Origin of the sequence: Skermanella mucosa (genome assembly GCF_016765655.2) — a bacterium.
Lineage (GTDB): Bacteria > Pseudomonadota > Alphaproteobacteria > Azospirillales > Azospirillaceae > Skermanella > Skermanella mucosa.
In genome coordinates this window covers 5,786,842-5,811,260 of the sequence record NZ_CP086106.1, presented here as the reverse complement: position 1 = coordinate 5,811,260, position 24,419 = coordinate 5,786,842, and the positions used below count along the sequence as shown (strand labels likewise).

At 66.7% G+C, this 24,419-nt stretch carries 13 protein-coding genes; 6 read left to right on the top strand and 7 right to left on the bottom strand.

From position 1 onward, the window contains the following. Positions 1–12: 12 nt before the first annotated feature. The 4 genes from JL100_RS26905 (at position 13) to JL100_RS26890 (ending at position 13,330) form a co-directional block, all read left to right on the top strand. Positions 13–3,429 carry a glycosyltransferase family 4 protein gene (locus JL100_RS26905; RefSeq protein ID WP_202683515.1) on the top strand — a complete coding sequence of 1,139 codons (3,417 nt, stop codon included), beginning with the start codon at positions 13–15 and terminating at the stop codon, positions 3,427–3,429. 625 nt (positions 3,430–4,054) lie between these two features. Continuing rightward, positions 4,055–9,475 carry a cadherin-like domain-containing protein gene (locus tag JL100_RS26900; RefSeq protein WP_202683516.1) on the top strand — a complete coding sequence of 1,807 codons (5,421 nt, stop codon included), beginning with the start codon at positions 4,055–4,057 and terminating at the stop codon, positions 9,473–9,475. A gap of 206 nt (positions 9,476–9,681) precedes the next feature. Then, positions 9,682–12,156, top strand: a complete 2,475-nt coding sequence (locus JL100_RS26895) for a glucose/quinate/shikimate family membrane-bound PQQ-dependent dehydrogenase (protein WP_202683517.1) — start codon at positions 9,682–9,684, stop codon at positions 12,154–12,156. A gap of 178 nt (positions 12,157–12,334) precedes the next feature. After that, positions 12,335–13,330 (top strand): iron-siderophore ABC transporter substrate-binding protein, encoded by a 996-nt coding sequence (locus tag JL100_RS26890; protein WP_202683518.1) that lies wholly within the window; start codon positions 12,335–12,337, stop codon positions 13,328–13,330. Here JL100_RS26890 and JL100_RS26885 read toward each other — a convergent pair. Then, entirely contained in the window at positions 13,278–15,704 is a 2,427-nt protein-coding gene (locus tag JL100_RS26885) for a transketolase (RefSeq protein ID WP_202683519.1), read from the bottom strand. The two genes, JL100_RS26890 and JL100_RS26885, sit on opposite strands and share 53 nt — an antisense overlap. 134 nt (positions 15,705–15,838) lie before the next feature. Here JL100_RS26885 and JL100_RS26880 point away from each other — a divergent pair, with 134 nt between their 5' ends. Both JL100_RS26880 and JL100_RS26875 read left to right on the top strand, forming a co-directional pair. Then, on the top strand, positions 15,839–16,321 hold the full coding sequence (locus JL100_RS26880; protein ID WP_158047560.1) for an Lrp/AsnC family transcriptional regulator: 483 nt from the start codon (positions 15,839–15,841) through the stop codon (positions 16,319–16,321). Between the two features lie 43 nt (positions 16,322–16,364). After that, positions 16,365–16,745: a GxxExxY protein gene (locus JL100_RS26875; protein ID WP_202683520.1), complete on the top strand. Its 381-nt coding sequence runs from the start codon at positions 16,365–16,367 to the stop codon at positions 16,743–16,745. A gap of 45 nt (positions 16,746–16,790) precedes the next feature. On the opposite strand, the gene JL100_RS26870 is transcribed toward JL100_RS26875, so the two are convergent. The 6 genes from JL100_RS26870 to JL100_RS26845 all read right to left on the bottom strand — a co-directional run bounded on the left by JL100_RS26870 (position 16,791) and on the right by JL100_RS26845 (position 24,249). After that, on the bottom strand, positions 16,791–17,999 hold the full coding sequence (locus JL100_RS26870; protein WP_202683521.1) for a CaiB/BaiF CoA transferase family protein: 1,209 nt from the start codon (positions 17,997–17,999) through the stop codon (positions 16,791–16,793). A gap of 3 nt (positions 18,000–18,002) precedes the next feature. Continuing rightward, positions 18,003–18,782, bottom strand: coding sequence for an enoyl-CoA hydratase/isomerase family protein (locus JL100_RS26865; RefSeq protein WP_202683522.1), 780 nt, complete (start codon positions 18,780–18,782; stop codon positions 18,003–18,005). Between the two features lie 28 nt (positions 18,783–18,810). Next, complete coding sequence (locus JL100_RS26860) at positions 18,811–20,094, bottom strand: TRAP transporter large permease (RefSeq protein WP_202683523.1); 1,284 nt, start codon at positions 20,092–20,094, stop codon at positions 18,811–18,813. After that, positions 20,091–20,663, bottom strand: a complete 573-nt coding sequence (locus tag JL100_RS26855; RefSeq protein ID WP_202683524.1) for a TRAP transporter small permease — start codon at positions 20,661–20,663, stop codon at positions 20,091–20,093. Before JL100_RS26855 ends, JL100_RS26860 begins: the two co-directional genes overlap by 4 nt. A gap of 16 nt (positions 20,664–20,679) precedes the next feature. After that, positions 20,680–21,678 carry a TRAP transporter substrate-binding protein gene (locus tag JL100_RS26850; RefSeq protein ID WP_202683525.1) on the bottom strand — a complete coding sequence of 333 codons (999 nt, stop codon included), beginning with the start codon at positions 21,676–21,678 and terminating at the stop codon, positions 20,680–20,682. A gap of 1,062 nt (positions 21,679–22,740) precedes the next feature. Then, positions 22,741–24,249, bottom strand: a complete 1,509-nt coding sequence (locus JL100_RS26845; RefSeq protein WP_202683526.1) for an alkaline phosphatase family protein — start codon at positions 24,247–24,249, stop codon at positions 22,741–22,743. Between the last annotated feature and the right edge of the window lie 170 nt (positions 24,250–24,419).

Here is a 24,419-nt window from a genome sequence, read left to right as displayed (position 1 = left end):
GAAATTGCCGCGATGAAGCATCTGCGCGCGATCCACCAGTTCCATGGCGGTTCGGCCTACGGGGACGGGGTAACCAACGGCATGCTTTTCACCCGCCGGCTGCTGCGTTCCCTCGGCCTCGAGTCCGAGATCTACGTCGTCCACGTGGCACCCGAACTCGCGGGCGAGATCCGCTCGATCGACGAATACCGGGACGGTCCGGACCAGCTGCTCATCGTCCAGTACTCCATGGGCCACGATCACCACCGCTGGGTCGAGCAGGTCTCCAGCCCGAAGATCCTGGCGTACCAGAACATCACCCCGGCCGGGTTCTTCTCCCCGGACAACCCGTTCCACCACTATTCGAACCTGGGCCGACGGCAGATCGCGGACTGGGCGGCCGGGCAGTTCGCCGGGGCGATCGCGATGTCCACCTACAGCGCGGACGAGCTGGTGGCGCTCGGCTACGATCCCGTCGCCACGATTCCGCTGCTGGTGGACCTGGACCGGCTGCGCCAAGCCCCCTGGGACCGCGGCACGGCCGAGCGGCTGGCCGGGCCGGCCAATATCCTGTTCGTCGGCCGGGTCTGCGAGAACAAGTGCCAGCACGAGCTGGTCGAGGTCGTCGCCGAGCTGGCCGGCCGCCTGTCCCGGCCGGTGCGGCTGCTGCTGGTCGGCGGCGAATCCTCGGCCGGCTACAGCGCCCATCTCCGCCGCCTGATCGCCGAACGGGGCCTGGACGGGTCGGTCGTGCTGACCGGCAAGATCCCGGAGGACCAGCTCTACGCCCATTACCGGGCGGCCGACCTGTTCCTGTGCCTGAGCGAGCACGAGGGGTTCGGCATGCCCCTGGTCGAGGCGACCGCCTTCGACGTGCCGGTCCTGGCCTATGCCGGGTCCTGCATCGCCGAGACGCTGGGCTCCGGCGGGATCCTGTTCGACGAGAAGTCCCCGGACCGGATCGCCGCCGCCGCCCGCCTGCTGCTGGAGGAGCCGCCGCTCCGCCGCCGGGTGCTCCAGGGCCAGCGCGCCGCCCTCGCGCGCTACCAGCCGGAGAGGCTGATCGCGTCCTTCATCTCCTTCCTGAACGGGATTGGCTTCGCCGTTCCCGAAACCGTGCCGGAGCCGGCGGTGTTCCGCGAGCCGGTCTCCTGGCGGATCGAGGGCCCGTTCGACAGCTCCTACAGCCTCGCCATCGTGAACCGGGAGGTCGCCCTGGGCCTGCGGCGCGGCGCCCCCGGGTCCGGAGGCGGGGATGTCGCCCTGTGCGCCATGGACGGCCCCGGCCGATACCCCGCCGACCGGGCTTTCCTGGCCGCCAACCCCGAGGCCGCCGCGATGTGGGAGCGCGGCCTCGAGGAAGGGCCGGCCGACGTGGTGATGCGCAACATCTACCCGCCCAGGGTGGACGACATGAAGGGGGTCGTCCGGGGCCTGCTGTGCTATGGCTGGGAGGAATCCGGCTTCCCCGCCGAATGGGTGGACGGCTTCAACCGAACCCTCGACGTGGTCACCGTGCTCAGCAGCTATACCGGCAAGGTGCTGGAGGATAACGGAGTCGTCGCCCCTGTCCATGTCGCCGGCACCGGCATTGACCACGTCCTTTCGGTCCCGCCGTCCGACGAGCGCATCCCCGAGCTGGACGGGGCTTCCGGCTTCGGTTTCCTGCACATCTCGTCGTGTTTCCCCCGCAAGGGCGCCGACGTGCTGCTGGAGGCATGGGGCAGGGCGTTCGACCGCCGCGACCCGGTCTATCTCGTGGTGAAGACCTTTCCGAATCCCCATAACGAGATCGAGCGGCAACTCGCCGACCTCAAGGCGCGCCACCCCGACCATGCCCCGGTCTTCCTGATCAACCGGGACCTGCCGGCCGGGACGCTGGCGACGCTCTACCGGCTGTGCGACGCCTTCGTCTCGCCCACTCGGGGCGAGGGCTTCGGCATGCCCATGGCGGAGGCCATGCTGTACGGCATGCCGGTGGTCGTTACCGCCTATGGCGGGCAGGCCGACTTCTGCACCGACGAGACGGCCTGGCTGGTCGATTACCGCTTCGCCTATGCCCGGACCCATTTCAACCTGCCCCATTCCGTCTGGGCCGAACCCTGCGTGGACGATCTCGCCCGGGCGATGCGCGCGGTCCGCTCGGCCTCGCCGGAGGAGCGCCGCCGCCGCACCGGGGCGGCCGAGGCCCTGATCCGCCGGACCTACGGCGCCGAAGCCGTGGCGGCGCGCGTGCGGCATGCCGTCGACTCGCTCGCCCACCAGCCGGTGCCGGCGCCCATGCCGCGGGTCGCCTGGGTTTCCACCTGGAACGCCCGGTGCGGCATCGCCAGCTATTCCATGGCGCTGGCCGCCGGCGTGCCGCCGGGCCGCCTGACCGTGCTGGCCAATCGAAACGCCCAATGCATCGATCCGGACGGCTCCGAAGTCGTCCGCTGCTGGGACGCGGGGTGGAGCGACCCGCTCGACGAACTGCACGACCGGATCATCGCCGACGGCGCCGACTCGGTCGTGCTTCAGTTCAATTTCGGCCTGTTCCAGCTGGCGGCCTTCGCGCGCCTGATCGACCGGCTGGTCGACCAGGGGCGGCAGGTCCATGTCTTCCTGCACGCGACGGCCGACGTGCGGAAGCCCGACCTGTTCATCTCGCTCTCCACCGCCGTCGAGTCGCTGCGCCGGGCCCGCCGGCTGTTCGTCCACGGCGTCCACGACCTCAACTGCCTCAAGGGGTTCGGGCTGGTGGACAATGTCGCGCTGTTCCCCATGGGACAGCAGGGCACGCCGGATCTCGACAGCGTCCGGCTGCGGCGCGACCATGGTCTGGCGGACCGGCGGGTGATCGCCAGCTTCGGCTTCCTGCTGCCCCACAAGGGCCTGCGGGAACTGCTCCAGGCCTTCGCCCTGATGCGCGGGGCCGACCCGAAGCTCCATCTGCTGATGGCCAACGCGCTCTATCCGGCGCAGGAGTCGGCGGACGAATGCGCGGCGTTGCGTCGGGCCATCGAGGAACTGGGTCTCGGCGATTCCGTCACCCTGCTGACCGACTATCTGGACGAGGAGGTCGCCATCGGCCTGCTGACCCTGGCCGACGTCGTGGTCTACCCGTACCAGCACACCCAGGAATCGGCGAGCGCCGCCGTGCGCATGGGGCTGGCCAGCGGGCGCCCGGTGGCGGTGACTCCCCTGGCGATCTTCGATGACGTTTCCCCGGTGACGATCCGGTTGCCGGGGACTTCGCCCGAGGACATGGCGCGGGGGTTGGCTCAGGTGCTTGAAGGCGGGCCGGAGATCGACGCCCTGCTGGCCCGGCAACGGGACTGGCTTGTTTCCTGCGGCTGGGAGCGCGTTTCCGCCCGGCTCTGGAACATCATCCGCGCTCAGCGCCCCCAAAAGTCAGAGGAAACACTTGGCATAAAAGCCTATGTGGCGCGCGAGCCACAATTAGCATAACCCCTTATGGAAAAATCAAAAACGGTAGGATGTGGACTCCTTCGCCGCCCCTGATCCCCATCCGCTAACCTACCGAAAATAATAGCATTTTAGCCCGGACTCCGCCCTGTCGGCGGGGTTCGGGCTTTTTTATTGCGGTATGCCACTAGGCTGAAAGTTAGGGTACTGAGGCATCCTCCCGTTGCAGAAAATTAACCCTTAGAGGCAACACTGGGCATATCGGCATCTGCTGCCCAGGCGCTTAACAGGAAACCACGGAAACGTCCGTCCCCCGGCCGGGCCGCTGGTTTCCGCGTCGAAGGCGTATCGGGTGCCAGTCCAAGGGAGTCTGATCACGGCGTTGATTGAGCTTCAAACCTCATGACGGGCATCCGCTCCAGGATGCCTCGGCAAACAACCTGAATTATCCCGATCTTCCGCTGACTGCGAACGACTCTCAAAGATCTGCTGATTAACCAGGTATTAACCATATCATGCAATCTTAGGATGTCTAAACGGCCTATAACTCATGTAATAGGCGGTTCAATGCGAGGCTTCCTCGCTCCGCGGTTCGGCAGGACTAACGGTTCAACGATACCTGTCACACCAGAAACCCGCAGGGTTTCGCTCCAACAAAGAGTCTAGGATGTCAATCAACCTGATTTCCAAGTTGTACATTGGGTATTTCGGCCGCGCCGGTGATCCGGAGGGCCTGGACTACTGGTTGCAGCAGATGTCCAGCGAGAACGAGTCGCCGATGTCGCTCGCCGACATCGCGCAGAGCTTCTCCGTGCAGCAGGAGGCCACCGAGCAGTATCCGTTCCTGGCCGATCCCTCGGCCGACCCGGAGCCGTTCCTGCGTTCGGTCTACAAGAACCTGTTCAACCGCGACAGCATCGATCAAGATGGCCTGGACTACTGGACGGGCAAGATCGCGGAGGGCCGTCCGATCGGGCTGATCATCATCGACATCATCAGCGGCGCGCAGGGCGCGGACGCCGTGATGGTCGAGAACAAGGCCCAGGTCGCCGCCTACTACACCGAGCAGTACAAGGTTAAAGGTCCTGATTACTGGGGCGACAACGACCTTGCGGCCGCCAAGGCGGTCCTGGACGGCGTCACCGACGACGCAGCCACCGTCGAGAGCGGCAAGTCGGCCGTCGACACCGCGATCACCGAAGACCTTCCCAGCTACGCCGTCAACGCCGCCGCGCCTTCGGCCGACGAGGGCCAGTGGGTCACCTTCATCCTCGACACCACCAAGGTCGAGCCCGGCACCAAGATCGCCTATACCCTCACGGGCGTCAGCGCCGAGGACGTCGTGGGCGGCCAGCTGACCGGCGAGTTCACCGTCGGCGAGGACGGCAAGGCTTCCATCAACGTCGAGTTGATCGCCGACCTCATCACCGAAGGCCCCGAGACCCTTACCATCACCCTGGACGGCCTGGAGGTTTCCGCCTCCGCCACCGTCAACGACACCAGCATGACCCCGGGCAACGAAGGTCCGGTCGCCGGTGCTCCGGTGGTGCTCGACAGCACCCAGGAAGGAGGCTCCGCGGTCATCTTTTCGAAGGACCAGCTCCTCGCCAACGTGACGGATGCCGAAGACGACGTCCTGTCGATCGTTGGGGTTTCGTATGATGAAGCCGCCGGCACGCTGGAAAAGATCGATGAGGACACCTGGAGCTTCACCCCGGCCGCCGACTACAACGGCACGGTCAGCTTCGAGGTGACCGTTTCCGATGGTGTGCACCAGACCGTCGCTTACGCGACCCTCCAGGTCGAATCGGTCAACGATTGGCCGGAGGCCAGCGGCCCGGTCACGTTCGACGCGATCCAGGAAGACACGACGCTCGTCATGAGCGCCGAGCAGCTGCTGGCCAACATGACGGACGCCGACGGCGATAACCTGATCGTCACCGACGTCGAGGTCGACACGGCCTTCGGCGATCTGACCAGGATCGATGAAACCACCTGGAGCTTCAAGCCGATCGCCAACTACAACGGCCCGGTCAGCTTCGTGGTGAACGTTTCCGACGGCGAGGACCAGATCGCGACGTCCGCGTCCGTGGAATTCACCGCGGTCAACGACGCGCCGGTGTTCGCCGGCGTGGCCGACACCACCATCGTCCAGGATGCCGCCACCGCGATCTTCGCCGGCGCCACGATTTCCGACGCCGAGCAGAACTATGCGGGCGGCAAGCTGACCGTGTCGATCGCCTCCGGCGCCGCCGCGACCAACTCGGACGCGCTGACGATCGGCGACAGCAACGTCATCCTGACGGGCAACGCAGCCAACAAGTCGATCATCATCGACGCCGACGGCAACGCCGCGACGACGAGCGACCAGACCCTGATCGGCTCCGTCACCGGCGGCACCTACACGGCGGCCGATCCGTCGAAGGGCATCGAGGCCGGCTACAAGCCCCTGGTCGTCACGCTGAACGACAAGGCCACCGACGAGCTGGTCTCCACCCTGCTCAAGAGCGTCAAGCTCTCGGCCGACACGGTCGCCGAGCGCACCGTGACGGTGACCGCGTCCGATGCGGACGGAGCCACGAGCCTGCTGGCTTCCTCGAAGATCGCGGTGACGGCTTCCAGCGCCCTGCAGCTGTCCGGCCTCGGCGACGACGACCGCTCCATGCTGGTTGCGGATGAACCGGCGTCGATCGGCGGCGACAACGCCTCGGCCAATCTGGTCGTCTCGGGTGTCCCGGTCGAGGGCTCCACGCTGAAGGTCGAGCTGTCGGGCACCGTCGATGCCTCCGACATCCTCGCCCTGTCCGGCACCGACGCCCGCGTCGTCAGCGGCTTCGTGCTGGTCACGGATGGCCAGTCGGAGATCAACATCGGCACCATGACCGGCGGCCAGGGCTCGCCCCTGGTGATCACCTTCAACGAGGACGCCACCGATGGGCTGATCAACACGCTGCTCCAGAACATCACCTTCGACGCCACCAACGGCGACGGCGACCGCAAGGTCACCTTCACGCTGACCGGTGCGGCTCCTGGCAACGTCGCCACGGCCGAGGTGAACCTGGCGGTTGCCAGCGGCTTCCTGACCCTGACGACCGACGACGATACGAACGAGAATTTTGAAGAGCCCGGCGTTTCGCCGACCGGCATCAACGTGTTCCAGGGCACCGTCGGCACGCTGAATTCCGGGGACGAGTTCTCCGGCGGCACCTCCACCTCGGACCGCCTGGAAGTCACGCTGGGCGGCACCGTCGTATCGCCGACCATCAGCAACGTCGAAGCGTTCGACCTGACCGGCAGCGCTGCCGGCGGCGGGATCGACTTCACCGACGTCTCCGACGTCAAGAGCGTCATGGTTCGGGGCGCCTTCGCCACCACCCTGGCGAACATCGGCGCCGGCGTCGCCACGGTGAACGCGGGACAGATGACCGCGGCGCTGACGGCGAGCTTCGCCGAAACTTCCGGTGACGTCTCCGTCACTGGCGGTACGGCCGGCGACATCATCAGCTTCGGTGCGACCCTCAACAATGCCGACGTGGTCAACGGCGGCGCGGGCAACGACACGGTCACCGCCGACATCGACGGCCTGACCGCCGAGACCGGTGCGCTGAAGATCGCCAACGTCGAAACCGTCAACCTGTCCGCTACCGAGGCCGCTGCCACGGTCGACGCCTCCGGCATCACCAGCGACGCGGGTTCGGTGACGCTGAACGTCTCCGGCGATCAGGAAGTAACCCTGCTCAACGTCGGTCCGTCGGCCGATGGAATCGTCAGCGCCCTGACGGTCGACGGCAAGCTGAACGTGTCCTTCTCCGAGAATTCCGGTTCCGTCTCGGTCACCGGCGGCGCGGGCGACGACACCATGAGCTTCGGCGGTACGCTGAACGCGTCCGACACGGTGGACGGCGGCGACGGCGAGGACACCCTGAACGCGACGATCGACGGGTTGACGATCGATTGGGCCTCGCTGTCCGAAGAGTCGACGGGTCTGCTGGATATCTCCAACGTCGAAACCGTCAATCTGACCACCAAGGGCGAAGACAGCCGGATCGTGCTGTTCGGTCTCGAAGATGCGAAGGTCAACGTCTCCGGCGATGCCAGCCTCAATGTCGTCCTGGCGCCGGGCACCGACCTGGACGCGTCGGGCTTGACCGGCGAAGCTTCGCTGACCGCGACCTACTTCGGCACGCTCAACGATACCAAGGTCACCGGCTCCGGCAACGCCGACACGGTCACCGCGGTACTGTCCGGCATGATGGGCATCACCGATCTCCCGGATGTGGAAGTCTCCGGACCGGAAATCACCGGTGTCGAGAAGATCCGTCTCGCCATCGATGACAGCGCCACTCTGGACGCCGGCAAGATCTCCGGCCCGGTCGTGTACGAGATCGCAGACCTCGATCAGATCGATAGCGATGATCTGGTGAACATCTCCGCTCCGTCCGGCCTGAGCATCGTCAACATCGGTACCGATGATGTCGAGGTGAATGCCGCCGGCTGGACGGGCAATGTCGCAGGCTGGACCGAAGCCGGCCTCGAGGCCAACACGTACTCGGGCCTGCTGTCGGTCGATTTCGGCAAGAACCTGTCCGAAGGCGACAAGGTCATCGGCTCCGCGACGGCGATGACGTCCGTTTCGGCGACCCTGCAGGACGGCCAGGCCTACTCGGCGACCCTGACCAACGTCGGCAACATCGCGCTGACCGTCGAGGGTTCCTCGACCGTGACCTTCGACGGTTCGAAGATCACCGGCACCGATCAGGGCCTGACGAACATCAGCCTGTCGGACGGCATGGATGGTGAGGATCTCGCCTCCTTCCAGGAAGCTGAGGCGGATGCCCAGACCGCGCTCGACGACGCGGTGATCCTGAAGTCGACCGCCGACGTCATCGCTGAGGAAGCTGCTGCCCAGTCTGCTCTGGATGCCGCGGTGATCCTGAAGCCGACTGCCGACGTCATCGCCGAGGAAGCTGCCGCCCAGACCGCCCTGGATGTCCGCAACCTCCTGATCTCGACGGAAGCTGCCGCCCAGACTGCCCTGGATGCCCGCAACCTCCTGATCTCGACGGAAGCGGACGCCCAGTCCGCCCTGAATGCCCGCAACCTCCTGATCACCGCGGTAGAGGACGCCGAGCGGGATGTCGAGACTGCCGGCGGCCCGGGAATGGACAGTCAGGCCGATGCCAGGCTGCAGGAAGCTGAAGAAGCCCTGAATGCCGCCGAGGCCTTGAAGGCGACTTCGGAGATCGTCTCCGAGGAGTTTGCCGCCCAGACCGCCCTGGATACCGCCGAGGCCTTGAAGGCGACTTCGGAGATCGTCTCCGAGGAGTTTACCGCCCAGACCGCCCTGGATACCGCGGTCGCCGCAAAGGCGACTTCGGAGATCGTCTCCGAGGAGCTCGTTGCCCAAACCGCCCTTGACGACCGCAATGAACTGATCTCGACGGAAGCGATCGCCCAGTCCGCCCTGGAAGCCCGCAACCTCCTGATCTCGACGGAAGCGGACGCCCAGAAGGCCCTGGACGACGCGACTTCGGCCAGCGAGAGCAGCATCGCGCTGGACAACCTGACTTCGACCGTCAAGGAGGTCGATGCCACCGGCTTCCTCGGCAAGGTGTCGGCAACGCTGACCTACGTCGGGACCGCCACGGAGAAGGGCATCCTTAACGGTGGCCACAACGGTGACACTCTGACCGGCGGTGCCGGCCAGGACGTCATCAGGGGTGGTGCCGGTAACGATGTCATCAAGGCTGGTGCCGGAAACGACATCATCACCGGCGGTACGGGCGTCGATGAACTCACGGGTGGAGCGGGCAGCGACACCTTCGTGTTCAGCTCCGAAGATACTGGTGCAGGCGTCGGCAACCGGGACATGGTCTTCGACTTCGCCATCGGTCAGGACAAGATCGACCTCCAGTCGGTCCGTTCGGTAGCGGAGTTCGGCGAACTCGATATCTCGGTCGGAAGCAACACGACGATCATCGCCTGGACCGAGACGTCGCAGGATGAACCGCCGATGGTCCACGAGATCGAACTCGTCGGCAACATCACTCTGTCGGCCAACGACTTCATCTTCCACACCCCCGTCTAACCCCGCCCCTCCACAAGGCGGAAACCGGAACTACCGCGGGGCTGCTTCGGCGGCCCCGCACCGAAGACGAAGAACACAGACGGCAAGGGGCCGGCCCGCGAGGGCCGGCCTTTTTCCATTTCGCCGCCGCCTCATCCATTCCCCGAAGAAACGAACGCGCCGACGACGGGTTACCCAGGCTGATACCGCAGTTCCGAGGTGACCTCATGCAGCGCGACAGGCAGGGCAGGGGGCGGCCGTTCGTCCCCGTGGCGATGGCCATACTTCTAATTCTCATGGGCCTCGCCCTGGCGGGCGGAGGCGTCTGGCTGATCGGCCTGGGCGGCTCCTGGTACTACGCCATCGCCGGAGTGGTCCTCCTGATCACCGGCTATCTCCTGTTCAGGAGGAACCCCGCGGCGCTCTGGGTCTATGCCCTGCTGCTCCTGGGCACGCTGGCCTGGTCCCTGTGGGAGGTCGGGTTCGACTGGTGGCCGCTGGCGGCGCGCGGCGCGGTCTTCGTCGTGGTCGGCTTGCTCCTGCTGCTGCCCTGGGTCACCCGCCCGCTGGACGGCCGTTCCGGGGCCGCTTCCCTGCCGCTGGCGGCGGCACTCGCCCTGGCCGTCGTGGTGGCGGGAGCTTCCATGTTCGCCGACCCCCACCGGATCGAGGGAACCGCCCCGGGACCGCGCGCCGAAGCCCCGGCGAACGGACCCACCAGCAAGCCCGACGTCCCGCCCGGCGAATGGCATGCCTACGGCCGCACAGGCTACGGCCAGCGCTATTCCCCGCTCGACCAGATCACCCCGGCCAACGTCTCCCAACTCCAGGAGGCCTGGACCTACCACACCGGCGACCTGCGCGGCCAGCCCGGCGACCCGGTGGAAACCACCTTCCAGGTCACGCCGCTGAAGATCGACAACCGCCTGTATCTCTGCACGCCGCACCAGTTCGTCATCGCGCTGAACGCCACCACCGGCGAGGAGATCTGGCGCTACGATCCGGAGATCCGCGACGACCTGGCGCTCCAGCACCTGACCTGCCGTGGCCTGTCCTACCACCCGGCTTCCGAGGAAACGGCCGCCCCGGCTCCCGCCTCGCCCGCCCCGGCGGAGCCGGCGGACTCACCGGTCCCCGACATGCCGGTCGCGGCCAATACCGCGCCGGAAACCGCCGACAACTGCCCCGCCCGCCTGTTCATGCCGACCGCGGACGGCAGGCTGATCGCCCTCAACCCCGAGGACGGCGCGATCTGCACCGCGTTCGGCGGCGGCACCGGCCAGATCGACCTCTGGCGCAACATGCCCAACGTCAAGCCGGGCTCCTACTACTCGACCTCCCCGGTCGTGGTCACCCGGGACCTCATCATCGTGGGCGGCACCGTCCTGGACAATGTCTCGGTCAACGAGGCCTCAGGCGTGATCCGGGCCTTCGACGTGAACACCGGTGACCTCGTCTGGGCCTGGGACCCCGGCGATCCGGACGACACGGCGCCGCCCCCTCCGGGCGAGACCTACACGCCCAACTCGCCCAATTCCTGGTCGATCTCCGCCGTGGACGAGGATTTGGGCATGGTCTACATCCCCCTGGGCAACCAGCCGCCCGACCAGTGGGGCGGCAACCGCAGCCCGGCGGTGGAGCGGTTCTCGTCCTCCGTCGTCGCCCTCGACCTCGCGACCGGAGAGGTGCGCTGGAACTTCCAGACCGTCCACCACGACCTGTGGGACTACGACGTGCCGTCGCAGCCCAGCCTGATCGACCTGACCGTCGGCGGGCAGACGGTGCCGGCCCTGGTCCAGCCGACCAAGCAGGGCGAGCTCTTCGTCCTCGACCGCCGCACCGGCGAGCCGATCCTTCCGGTGACCGAGAAGCCGGCGCCGCAAGGCGCCGCCGAGGGCGACCACACCGCCCCGACCCAGCCGGTCTCGGCGCTGTCCTACGACCCGCCTCCGCTGAGCGGCCGGGACATGTGGGGAGCCACCCTGTTCGATCAGCTCGCCTGCCGCATCCAGTTCCACAGGCTGCGCTACGAGGGCCGCTACACCCCGCCCTCCACTGAAGGCTCCCTCATCTACCCCGGCAATTTCGGCGTGTTCAACTGGGGCAGCATCGCGGTCGATCCCCGGCGCCAGATCGCCTTCACGACCCCGGCCTATCTCGCCTTCGTCTCCCAGCTGATCCCGCGCGAGGACGATACCACCCTCTATGTCCAGGGCGAGAACCGGCCGGAATACAGCCTGCCGGCTCTCAACGAGAATTTCGGCGCCCCCTTCGCGGTCAAGCTGGCCCCGTTCGTCTCCGTCCTCGGGCTGCCCTGCCAGGCTCCCCCCTGGGGCTATGTCTCGGCGGCCGACCTGACCACCGGCGAGATCATCTGGATGCACAAGAACGGCACCGTCCGCGACGCCTCGCCCCTGCCGCTGCCCTTCAGGATGGGCGTGCCCAGCCTGGGCGGCCCGATGATGACGGCCGGCGGCGTCGCCTTCCTGTCCGGCACGATCGATTATTACGTGCGCGGCTACGACGTCACCACCGGCGAGCAGCTCTGGGAAAGCCGCCTGCCGGCCGGCGGGCAGGCGACGCCCATGACTTATCTGGGCGAGGACGGCCGGCAATACCTGCTGGTCGCCGCCGGCGGCCACGGCTCGCTGGGCACCAAGGCCGGCGACAGCGTCATCGCCTACGCGATACCCAGGCAATAGCGCGGCCCTGACCTCCCGCCGCGGCGAGCTCCGGCTCCCGCGGCGTGCGGGCATCCCTCCGGGATAAACCCGGCAATGCAAATGATAATGAGTTGCATCGACATCGTTCGGACCTTAAGAGTTCGCCCGGCCAACAATGACAGGCAGGGAGAAGCTCGATGCCGGCTTGGAACGATCGATGAAGGGTGCCGACGGACAGGTAAGGTCGCCTTCACCTCCGCCGGCCCTCCGCCTCCGAATCCTCGGAAGCCTCCTGGCGCCCCTGGTCGTCCTGGCCATCCTCGCGGCCACGCCCGCCGCGGCGGGCGACACGCCGCCGCCCCCTCGCCGCGTCGTCGCGCTGGACTGGGGCCTCACCGACACCCTGATCGCGCTGGGCGTCCGGCCCCTCGCCGTGCCCGAGGCCAAGGTCTACGACACCTGGGTCGGCGGTCCACCCCTCGACCCCGGCGTCGTGGATCTCGGTCTCCGCCTGGAACCGAACCTGGAACTGCTCAGCACCCTCGCTCCCGACTTGATCCTGATCGTCGGCGAGCATGAAAGCCTGCGGCCCCACCTGGAGCGGATCGCCCCGACGCTGTCGCTCCCCACCTACACCTCCGACCACCGGCCCTGGGAGAACGCGGTCGAGGCTACCCGAAGGCTCGCCCGCCTGCTGCACCGCGAAGCTGCCGGCGAAGCGCTGATCGCCAGCGCCCAAGCCGCCTTCGCCGCCGCCCAGGTAACCTTGGAAGCAGCCAACCCCCCTCCCGTCCTGGCCGTCAGCTTCATGGACGCGAGGCATGTCCGCGTCTATGGCAAAGGCAGCTTGGCGGAAGCCGTCCTGGAAAGCAGCGGCCTGCGCAGCGCCTGGACGGGGCCGACCAACGCCTGGGGGTTCGCCACCGTCCCCATCGACCGCCTGTCCGTGCATCCCGACGCCAGCCTGCTGGTGATCGATCCGGTCCCGCCGGACGCCCGGCCCACCCTGGCCTCCAGCCCTCTCTGGCGCAATCTCCCCGCTGTCGCGGCGGGCAGGACCGGGGTCATTCCGCCGCCGCTGGTCTTCGGCATGGTGCCGGCCGCGGCGCGTTTCGCCCGCCTGCTGGCCGAAACCCCGGACCTCTTCCCCGCAGCGCCCCTCAGCGCTCCCCGATCGTATGGAGATGCCGGATCGGCCGGCCGGCCGCGGTAGCCTGGGCCGCCAGCACGATGCCCTGGGCGTCGATGCCGAAATGCCGGTACAGGTCGGCGATGGTGCCGGTCTGGCCGAAATGCTCGACGCCCAGCGCCCGCGTCCGGTGGCCGTGGACCGATCCCAACCAGCCCAGCGTCGCGGGATGCCCGTCGATCACCGTCACCATGCCGCAGTTGGACGGCACGCCGTCCAGCAGCCGCTCGATATGCGACCGGGCATGCACCAGCCCGCGCTCCCGCGCCCGTTGGGCGGCGCTCCAGCCGCCGTGCAGCCGGTCGGCCGAGGTGACGGCGAGCAGCCCCACGTCGCGCCGGTCCTCGGCCATCAGCCCGACCGCCTCGATCGCCTCGGGCGCCACCGCGCCGGTATAGGCCACCACCACTTGGCAGTTCGGCCCCGGCCGCCGCATCCAGTAGGCGCCGTCGATGATGTCCTGGCGAAGCTCCGGCGCCATGTCCCGGCCCGGCTGCTCCAGCGTGCGCGACGACAGGCGCAGATAGACGGCGCCGCCGGTCTCGTCCCTCAGCCAGTTCCGCTCGTTCGGCTGGCCCTCGCCGTTGCGCTGCATGTAGTCGAAGGCCCAGCGCATGATGACGCCCAGCTCGTCCACGAAAGCCGGCTCGAAATAGGCCAGTCCATCCTGCGCCATGCCGACCAGCGGCGTCCCGATCGACTGGTGCGCGCCGCCTTCCGGCGCCAGCGTGACGCCGGCCGGCGTCGCCACCAGCATGAACCGGGCATCCTGGTAGCAGGCATAGTTCATCGCGTCGGCGCCGCGATAGATGAAGGGGTCGTACACCGTTCCGATCGGCAGCAGCCGCTCCCCGAACACCGAATGGGACAGCCCCAGCGCCGACAGCATGGTGAACAGGTTCGCCTCGGCGATGCCCAGCTCGAAATGCTGCCCGTCGGGCGAGAAATCCCAGCTGTATGTGGACGGAATGCGTTCCTTCTTGAACAGGTCGGCCATGGCCTCCTTGGCGAACAGCCCGCGCCGGTTCACCCACGACCCCAGGTTGGTCGAAACCGTCACGTCCGGCGCCGTCGTCACGATCCGCTCCGCCAGCCCCTCCTTGGTCCGCCCCAGCTCGTTCATGATCAGCCCGAAGCCCGCCTGGGTGGACAGCGCCTTCTGCTTCGGAACTTCCAAAGCCTCCGGAACCGGAACCACCGGCGCCGAATAGCGCCGCGGCCCTTTGGCGAAGAACGGCACCGTGCCCAGGAACGCCGACAGCCGGTCCTCCCCGATCCCCAGCCCCTCGAAGCGGTCCCACTCGTGCCCCGGCCGGATCTTCAGGCCGTCGCGGAACGCCTCCATCTGCGCGGGCGTCAGAAGCCCCGCATGGTTGTCCTTGTGCCCCGCCAGCGGCAGCCCGAAGCCCTTGACCGTATAGGCGATGAAGCACACCGGCCGGTCATGCCGCCGCGCCGCCTCGAAGGCTTCCAGCAGGGACGGCAGGTCATGGCCGCCCAGGTTGCCCATCAGGTCAGCCAGCTCCCCGTCGGAGCGCCGCTCGATCAGCCGGGACACGGGTCCCTGGTCGCCCAGGTCGTCCATCAGACGCCGGCGCCACGCCGCACCGCCTTGGAAGGTCAGGGCCGAATAGAGCTGGTTCGGGCAGGTGTCGATCCACTCCCGCAGCCGGTCGCCGCCCTCCTCGGCGAACGCCTCCCGCATCAGCCGGCCGTGCTTCAGGATCACGACGTCCCAGCCGAAGTTGCGGAAGATGCCTTCCAGCCGCTCCCACAGACCTTCCCGGATGACAGCGTCCAGGCTCTGCCTGTTGTAGTCGACGATCCACCAGGTGTTGCGCAGGCCGTGCTTCCAGCCTTCCAGCAGCGCCTCGAAGATATTGCCCTCATCCATCTCGGCATCGCCGATCAGGGCGACCATGCGCCCCTCCGGGATCGAGGGAGCCCAGTTCCTGGCCTTCAGGTAATCCTGGACCAGCGAGGCGAACAGCGTCTGGGCGACGCCCATGCCCACCGACCCGGTCGAGAAATCGACGTCGTCCACGTCCTTGGTCCGCGACGGATAGCTCTGCGCACCCTTGTAGCCCCGGAAATTTTCCAGCTTTTCGCGCGTCTGGTTGCCCATCAGGTACTGGATAGCGTGGAAGATCGGGCTGGCGTGCGGCTTGACCGCGACCCGGTCCTCCGGCCGCAGGGCCGCGAAATACAGCGCCGTCATGATCGTCGCCAGCGACGCCGACGAAGCTTGGTGCCCGCCTACCTTCAGCCCGTCCAGGTTGGGCCGGACATGGTTGGCGTTGTGGATCGTCCAGGACGCCAGCCAAAGGATCTTGCGCTCCAGCTCGCGCAGGCATTCGACGGTATCGGCACCGTGTTCGATGGTCGTTGAGTCAACCATTTCCGCTTCGCTTCCCAGGATGATGACAGGCCACCACGATAACACCGGCGCCCGGGCAAATGGTTGCGAACTGCGCTGCCCGATGCCATGCTTACGGCATCCCATGCCAAAAATGCATAAGTTTGCGCCATCCAATGCCAAAACCCAGCCTCGACGCCATCGACCGGAAGATCCTTGCCCGCCTCCAGAAGGACGGCCGGATCGCCAACAACGACCTTGCCTCCGCCATCGGCCTGTCGCCCTCGCCCTGCCTCCGCCGGGTCAAGGCGCTGGAGGAGAGCGGAGTGATCCGCACCTACGTGGCGCTGGTCGATCCCTCGACCGTGGACCTCCCTGTAAACGTGTTCGTCAGCGTCACGCTGGAAAAGCAGATCGAAGAACGCCTCGACGCCTTCGAGGCCGCGATCATGCATCGGCCGGAGGTGCTGGAATGTTACCTGATGACGGGAGAAGCAGATTACCTGCTCCGCGTAGTCGTCCCCGACCTCGCGGCCTACGAACACTTCCTCAAGACCCACCTGACCCGAATACCCGGCGTCTCCAGCATCAAATCCAGCTTCGCGTTGAAACAGGTGCGCTACGAGACCGCATTGCCGCTGCATCACTTGCCTGCGTAAGTTCCAGGATTATTTATCCACAGATGCACGCAGATGGGCTCAGATGGGTATCGATGAGCGGGATCGTCTGTCGCATGCGGTTCTTGGTGCGGCTTTTGAAGTTTCGAACATTCTTGGCCATGGGTTTCTTGAAATAGTCTACCGGCGGGCACTGGTCGCGGAACTGACCCGCCGGGAGATTCATGCACGTGAGGAAGTGCCTTTCCCAGTATTCTATAAAGGAGACGAGGTAGGCCGCTACTTCGCGGATATCATGGTCGAAGACAGGATGATCATCGAGCTGAAATGTACCGAAACCCTGTCGCCCGCCCATGTCGCCCAGACCCTCAATTACCTGAAGGCAGGCAAAATACCCATCGCCCTGCTCATTAATTTCGGCAAGCCCCGTATCCAGTATCAACGCATCATTCTACAGGGCGCGTAGCGCCCATCTGTGTCCATCTGCGTTCATCTGTGGCCAAACCCCCTTTCAACCCCCGACCGCCCCCGCCTCCGTCATCCGCCGGATCTCCTCCTCGCCGAACCCGTGCTCCGCCAGCACCTCCGCCGTATGCTCCCCGAACCGCGGTGCCGGCCCGAAGACCCCGCCCGGCGTGTCGGACAGCTTGATCGGCAGCCCCAGCGCCTTGACCGCCCCGGCGACCGGGTGGTCCACCTCGACCACCATTTCCCGCGCCAGCGTCTGCGGGTCGGCGTGCATCTCGGCGATCGACAGCACCGGCCCGGCCGGCACGCCGGCGGCGTTCAGGCGCTCCAGCCACTCCGCCGTGGTCCGCTGGCGGAAATGGACGGTCAGCGCCTCCACCAGATCCTCCAGGTTGTTCATCCGCCGCCGGTTGTCGGCGAACCGCGGATCGTCCAGCAGCTCCCGCGCCTCCAGCACGTCGACCAGCTTCAGCCAGTTGGTCTGGTTGGCGGCGCCCACGTTGATCCAGCCGTCCGCCGTCTCGAACGCCTGGTACGGCGCGTTCAGCGGATGGGCCGACCCCATCGGACCCGGCGACGCGCCGGTCGCGAAGCAGATCGCCGACTGCCAGTAGGTGTGGACGATCCCCGCCTCGAACAGCGAGGTATCGACCAGTTGCCCCCTGCCCGTCGAAGCCCTCGCCACGACCGCGCTGGCCACCCCCAGCGCCGCCAGGATCCCCGCCGTGATGTCCGTCAGGGGTGCGCCCACCTTCACCGGCGGCCGGCCCGGCGCCTCCCCGGTGATGCTCATGATCCCGCTCATGCCCTGGGCGATCAGGTCGAAGCCGCCCCGGTCGGCATAGGGGCCCGTCCGCCCGAAGCCCGACACCGCGCAGTAGATCAGCCTGGGGTTCCGCTCCCGCAAAGTCTCGTATCCCAGCCCCAGCCGGTCCATGGTGTCCTGCCGGTAGTTCTCGATCACCACGTCGGCGTCCATCAGCAGCCGCTCCAGCGCCGCCTTGCCATCCGCCGTCTTCAGGTCGATGGCGATGCCGCGCTTGTTGCGGTTCATCATCATGAAGGCGGCGGACTCGCCCTCGATGTCCGGCGGCAGGAACCGGCGGCTGTCGTCGCCGCCGGGGATCTTCTCCACCTTGATGACGTCGGCCCCCAGGTCCGCCAGGAACAGCCCGCACACCGGGCCGGCCATGATATGGGCGAGTTCGACGACCTTGAGCCCCTTCAGCGGCCCCGTCCGATCAGCAAGCATAAATCAGCGTCCCTTGAACTCTGGCTTCACCTTGTCGAGGAAGGCACGGTATCCGATCCGGAAATCCTCCGTGTCGTAGCAGGCGTACCCCTCGTCCATCTCCGCCTCGCTCAGCGGCGTGCCCTCGGCCAGCCGCCGGGCGAACTTCTTGTGCCAGCGGGCGACTAGCGGCGCGCCTTCGGAAATCCGCCGGGCGGTCGCCATGGCCTCCTTGTCCACCTCGGCGTCGTCCACCACGCGGGTGACCAGGCCCTTGTCCTTCGCCTCGGCCGCCCCGAAGATCCGGCCTTCCAGCAGGATCTCCAGCGCGGTGGAGCGGCCGGCCAAGGCGATCAGCGCGTCCAGCTCGGCATAGCCCATCACCAGCCCCAGCTTGTTGATGGGCGCGCCGAACCGGCTCGACGTGCCGCAGATGCGGATGTCGCAGCTTCCTGCGATCTCCAGCCCGCCGCCGACGCAGATCCCCTTGATCAGCGCCACCGTCGGGTGTCGGCAGGTCCGCATCGCGTCCAGCGTGCCGGCGATGATCTTGCCATAGGCGCTGGCCTGCTCGGAGTTGGAGCGTTCGTTCTCGAACTCCGAGATGTCGTTGCCGGGGCTGAACGCCCGGTCCCCGGCGCCCCGCAAGACGATGCACCGGACGGAATCGTCGTCCGACAGCCGCCGCATCACCTCGCCCAGGCGCTGCCACATGGACTTGGTGAAGGCGTTCAGCTTGTCCGGCCGGTTCAGGGTGACGGTGACGACCGGGCCGTGGTGCTCGGTCAGGATCAGGTTTTCCACGGGTTTCCCCCCTGTGTGCTTAGTATGCTTATCGGTAGAACAGCTCGACCAGACCCATCGGCACGATCGGCACGTATGTGGACAGCAGCAGCACCGCCATCAGCACGCCGATGAAGTAGATGTTCACCTTGCTGACGGCCCAGATGTCGGCCTTGGCGATCGAGCAGGCCGTCACCAGCACGCTGGCGACCGGCGGCGTCTGCTGGCCGATGCCCAGGTTCAGCGTTACGATGATCCCGAAATGCACCGGGTCGATGCCGACCAGGTTGACCAGCGGCATGACGATCGGAACGATCAGGATGATCGCCGCGGCCGAGTGCAGGAACAGGCCGGCCAGCAGGAAGATGACGTTCAGAAGCGCCAGCACGACGTAGCGGTTATTGGTGAAGTCGGCCACCGCCTGGGCCAGCTGCTGCGGCACCTGCTGCTCGGTCAGATATGTCCCCATCAGGGCCGAGGTCGCGACCAGAAGCATCACCACGGCGGTCTGGATGCCGCCTTCCAGGATCGCGTCGTACAGGTGCGCCAGGTCCAGCTCCCGGTAGACCACGGTCCCCAGGAACAGCGCCGCCACCACGGCCAGGGCCGCGCCCTCCGTCGCGGTGAACCAGCCGCCGAAGATGCCGCCCAGGATGATGATCGGCATGGTGAAGGCCCAGACCGCCTCGCGGAAGGTTTCCTTCACCCGGCTGACCCGGAACATCTCCTCCACCGGGTAGTTGCGGCGGACAGCGAACCAGTAGGCGAGGCCCATCAGCCCGGCCGCCCCCAGCAGGCCCGGCACGATGCCGGCCACGAACAGCTGCACCACCGAACTGCCCGACATCACCGCATAGAGGATCATCGGGATCGACGGCGGGATGATCACCGCCAGCGTCGCAGCCGACGAGGTGATGGCGGCGGCGAAGGTGGCGGGATAGCCGCGCTTCTTCATGGCCGGGATCAGGATCGACCCGATCGCCGCCACGTCGGCCACCGCCGAGCCCGAGATTTCCGCGAAGAACAGGGAAGTCGCCACGTTGACCATGGCGAGCCCGCCGCGCACGAACCCGACCAGCGCCGAGGCGAAGGCGATCAGCCGGCGCGAGATGCCGGCCGAGTTCATGATGGCGCCCGCGAAGATGAACAGCGGGATCGCCAGCAGCGGGAAGCTGGTGGCGCCGTCATACAGCACCATCGCCATGTTGGGCAGCGTCGCCGTTCCCGACGACAGCAGCATCGCGACCACCGACACGACGCCCAGCGCCACCGCGATCGGCACGTTGATCAGGACCAGGCCGAACAGCCCGGCCGCCATGTACAGCAGGGTCATCGCTCGGCCCCCCGGGCATCTTTCATCAGGTCGGGATTCAACAGTTCGGGCGGGATCTCGGGATCGTGGATCGGCCCGTGCCCGCGCGCCTCCCGCAGGATCTCCGGCAGGTTCATCAGCTCGGCGATGATGAACAGCACGGCCCCGATCGGGATCACCGACTGGGTGAACCAGACCGGCACCCACGGCAGGCTGACCAGCGTCAAGCCTTCCAGATAGCCCAGCACCTCGATGCCGACCCAGGCCAGCAGCACGAAGAAGCCGATGACGATGACCTCGGCCAGGATGACGACCGGCAGCCGCAGCGCCGGCCGCATGGCGGCGATCAGGCCGGGAAAGCCGATATGGGACCGCTTCAGCGCCGCCAGCGCCGACCCGTAATAGGTCAGCCAAGCCAGCAGGATCGAGGCGACCTCGTCATACCAGACCAGCGAGGCGCCCAGCTTGCGGAACACCACCGCCCCGAACACGACCGCCGTCATGCCGACCAGCAGGATGATCACGATGGCGGCGAGGAAACGTTCGAAACCCGTGCGCATCAGCGCCAGGGATGATGTCGAGTTCGCCATTACGGGGATCCGGCGTTCACGAAGACTTGCCGAGTTCGACGGCCTTCTCCACCATGGTCTTGGCGGCCGGGACCTCGTCGGAGAAGTCGCGGTAGATCGGCTCGCTGGCCTTGACGAAGGCGTCCTTGTCCACCTCGTTCACCTGCATGCCCTCGTCGCGCAGCTTGGTCTCCAACTCCTCGTCCATGCGCGCCGCCGTCTCATAGACGAAGGCCTGCGTTTCCCGCGCCGTTTCCTCCAGGACCTGCCGCACGTCGGCCGGCAGGCTGGCCCATTTGCGGCTGCCCACGGTCACGTAGGCGGGGGTATAGACGTGCCCGGTCATGGACAGGAACTTCTGGACTTCCTGGAGCTTGGAGCTGTGGATCTGCGTCAGCGGGTTCTCCTGCCCATCCATCACGCCCGTCTGCAACGCCACGAACAGTTCCGAGAACGCCATCGGGCTGGGGTTCGCGCCATAGCTCTGGAACATCCGCACCCGCCACTTGCCGCCCGGCACGCGCAGCTTGATGCCCTTCAGGTCGTCCGGCGTCTCGACCGGGCGGGTGTTGGTGGTGACGTGGCGGAACCCGTTCTCCCACAGGCCGATGATCTTGTAGCCCTGCTTCTCGGCCGCCGGAGCCAGCGACGGCCAGAACACGTCGTCGGCGATCCGCTTCATGTGCTCCCGGTCTTTGACCAGGTATGGCATCTCGAACAGCCCGAAGACGTCCGACACCGTCGACATCACGGTGGAGGGCAGGGCGAAGTCGATGGTTCCCAGCCGCAGCTTCTGCAGCATCTGCTCGTCGGTGCCGAGCTGGCTGGACCCGAACACGACCACCTTGGCCTTGTCGCCCAGCTTCTCGTTGGCCCGCTTGGCGAATTCGTTGGCCGACTGGTCGAACAGCGATCCCGGCGCCCCGACATGACCGAACTTCAGCTCGGTCTGTGCCGCCGCCGGCAGCGAAAACACCCCTCCGGCCAGCAGCGCGCCGACCAGCGGCCCCAATGCGTTCAGGACAATGCGCTTCATGGATTTTCCCTCCCCTTCTGCATGCCGGCTCTCGTGGACGCTTGATCCGTCCCGGGCCCTTGGCTTGACGACGGCGCGTTGCGCCGAATTCGTAATTTTGCATTATGCATGAAAAGGGCAGTCCGACAACCCGGAGCTTTCCGCCACTGACGGCCCTTCCCTCCGACCCGTGTTCATCCCGGGGGGTTCATGCTAGGGCTCCGGCCGGAACGGAAGATCCCTCCACTTCATGTTCTGCGATGCGTTTTCTGCGATGCGTCGGGCCACGGCCCACCCTACGGTTTGACGCAGGGCGGAGGTGATGCGGGTCGTCGATCGTAGGTTGGGCCGTGGCCCAACGCATGGAATCAATGTCCCGGACAGAATACTAGGAACTGTCCCGGCCGGAATACTGAGAACAGATCGGGATGATCTTCGGAGGGCATCAATTCCGTTGCTTCGAATCTGTGACTTATCACCACTCATCTGTGGCAAGAACCTGTCACTCCCCATGTATCTTTCCGCGTGACAGTCAAGATGCTGGTCCACTCAAGTTGGCAGTCGCCAAAGCGCTCATGCCGGCCAGCACCGGCCATATTCGAACGATCACGTACATGCGACATATTAATGCAAAAGCCCTTGACCCCGGCACGGCATGGGTCTAATTGTTTGCCACTTCGATGCCGAGGCCACTTAATGGGGTCGTGCCGCCAAGGCGGACTGCGTCGGAGATCAAACTATCAAAGGGGGCTTTCGGCCCCCTTTGGCATGTCCGGACCTCTGCAAGCCCGGATACCCAACACACCATCCAGGAAAGTCTTCCTTCATTCATCCATGCCATGCTTCGATCCGCGCCCCGGTGCCGGATCTTGTAAGCGTGAATACGAAAGCTTGGCCTGGATGACAGGCCATGATCACGTTTGCTGACATTCTGCCTGCGGAGACTGGGCATGAGCACTCCGCGATCCGACCCGGCAAAATGATGACATCTGCTGACATTCCGGGGGGGGGAGGGACGTAAACATTCCGCCGCCCTCCCAGCCGCCATGACCACGTTTGATGACATTCCCCCGGGGGGGGGCGTCATCCGCCCACCACCCCATCCGGGGTCAGCAGCATGTTCGCCAGTACCCGCTCGTCATTCTCCATCCGCCAGGACAGCAGCGCCTGGGCATGGTCGCGGACCAGGGCCGTATGGGCGGGATCGTCGGCGAGGTTCCGGAATTGCCCGGGGTCGGCATCCAGGTCGAAGAACAGCGGCGGCAGGCCGGCGAAATGGACATACTTGTAGCGCTCGCCGCGCAGCACGTTGAGCACGCACTGGCCGGGACGCAGCCCCAGCGCCCGTTCCGCCTCGCCCCGGGCCACGTCGCGGAAGTCGAACTCCCAATGGGCATGACGGCGCCAATCCTCCGGAACGGGCGATCCGCCCAGCAGCGGCAGCAGCGAGCGGCCGTCGCACTGGGCCGGCGGGGTGCCGCCCAGCCAGTCGATGACGGTCGGCATCAGGTCCACATGCTCGGTGAAGGCATCCACCGTGCCGCCGCCGGATCGATCCGGGTCCCGAACGATCAGCGGGACATGGTAGGCCTCGTCGAAGTAGCCGGCCTTGCCCAGCATCCAATGGTCGCCCAGCATCTCGCCATGGTCGGACGTGACGATCACCAGCGTGTCGTCCAGCGCGCCGGTCTCCCTCAGCAGTGACACCATCCGGCCGACCTGGGCGTCGAACTCGGCGACCAGCCCGTAATAGGTCGCGCGCAGCCGGGCCAGGGTGCCGGCATCCAGGGTGCGAGGGTCCAGGTCCGCTCCCTCCACCCAGCAGTCGGTCCGCTGGCGGGCGAGGTGCCAAGCGAGCCAGGGATGCCCATCCGCCTCCGTCCGCCAGTCCGGCGCGCGCACCGCCGGCGGCGTCGCGGCGGGATCGATCAGGCGGTGATAGGGATCGGGCGCTACCCAGGGTGGATGCGGCCTGATGAAGGCGGCTAGGGCGAACCAGGGCTGACGGCCGCGCCCCTCCAGCCAGGCGATCACGCGGTCGGCGAGGAAGGCGGTATCGCTGTCCTCCTCCCGGTAGACGGCCGGTCCGAAGGGCTCGGCGGTGCGGTAGATCTCCCGGGCCTGCTCCGGCACCGGATAACTCTTCGCCCGCAGGTGCTCGGCCCAGGGTTCGATCGCTTCGGTCAGAAGGCAGGCCGGGTCGAAGCCCGGCATCACGCCCTCGTAGCTGCGCAACGCCGGGTCGGCCGGATCGTGGCGGCGCGGGTCGGGCGAGGTGTCGGTATAGCCGAAGAGGGCGGGAGCATGGCCGAGTCGGCGCGCCTCCAGCGCCAGGTTGGTGTGCCGGGCGTCCAGCGGGGTGCCGTTGGCGACGGATCGGTGGTTCTGGAGATACATCCCCGTCAGCAGGGACGCGCGCGCCGGCCCGCAGGGGCTCGCCTGTCCGAAATGGCGGCGGAACAGCGTCCCCTCGGCGGCGAGGGCGTCCAGGTGCGGCGTGCGCACGCAGGCATGGCCGAGGGCCGACAGGCAGTCGCCGCGCCATTGGTCGGCCAGGATCAGGAGCACGTTGCGGGAAGGGCGGCCGCTCATCGGCGCGTCTCCGGACAGTGAAAGCGATTGATATGATTGCCTTTCGCGGCCTTGCACGCCAGGGCCGAGCCATGACACATTGATGAAAATTTTCTAAAACGCGGCGTCTGAAATTGCCGCTCGGCTTGGGCCTGCTGCATAGTCCGCCGGCCACGGAACCGTTCTGGGAG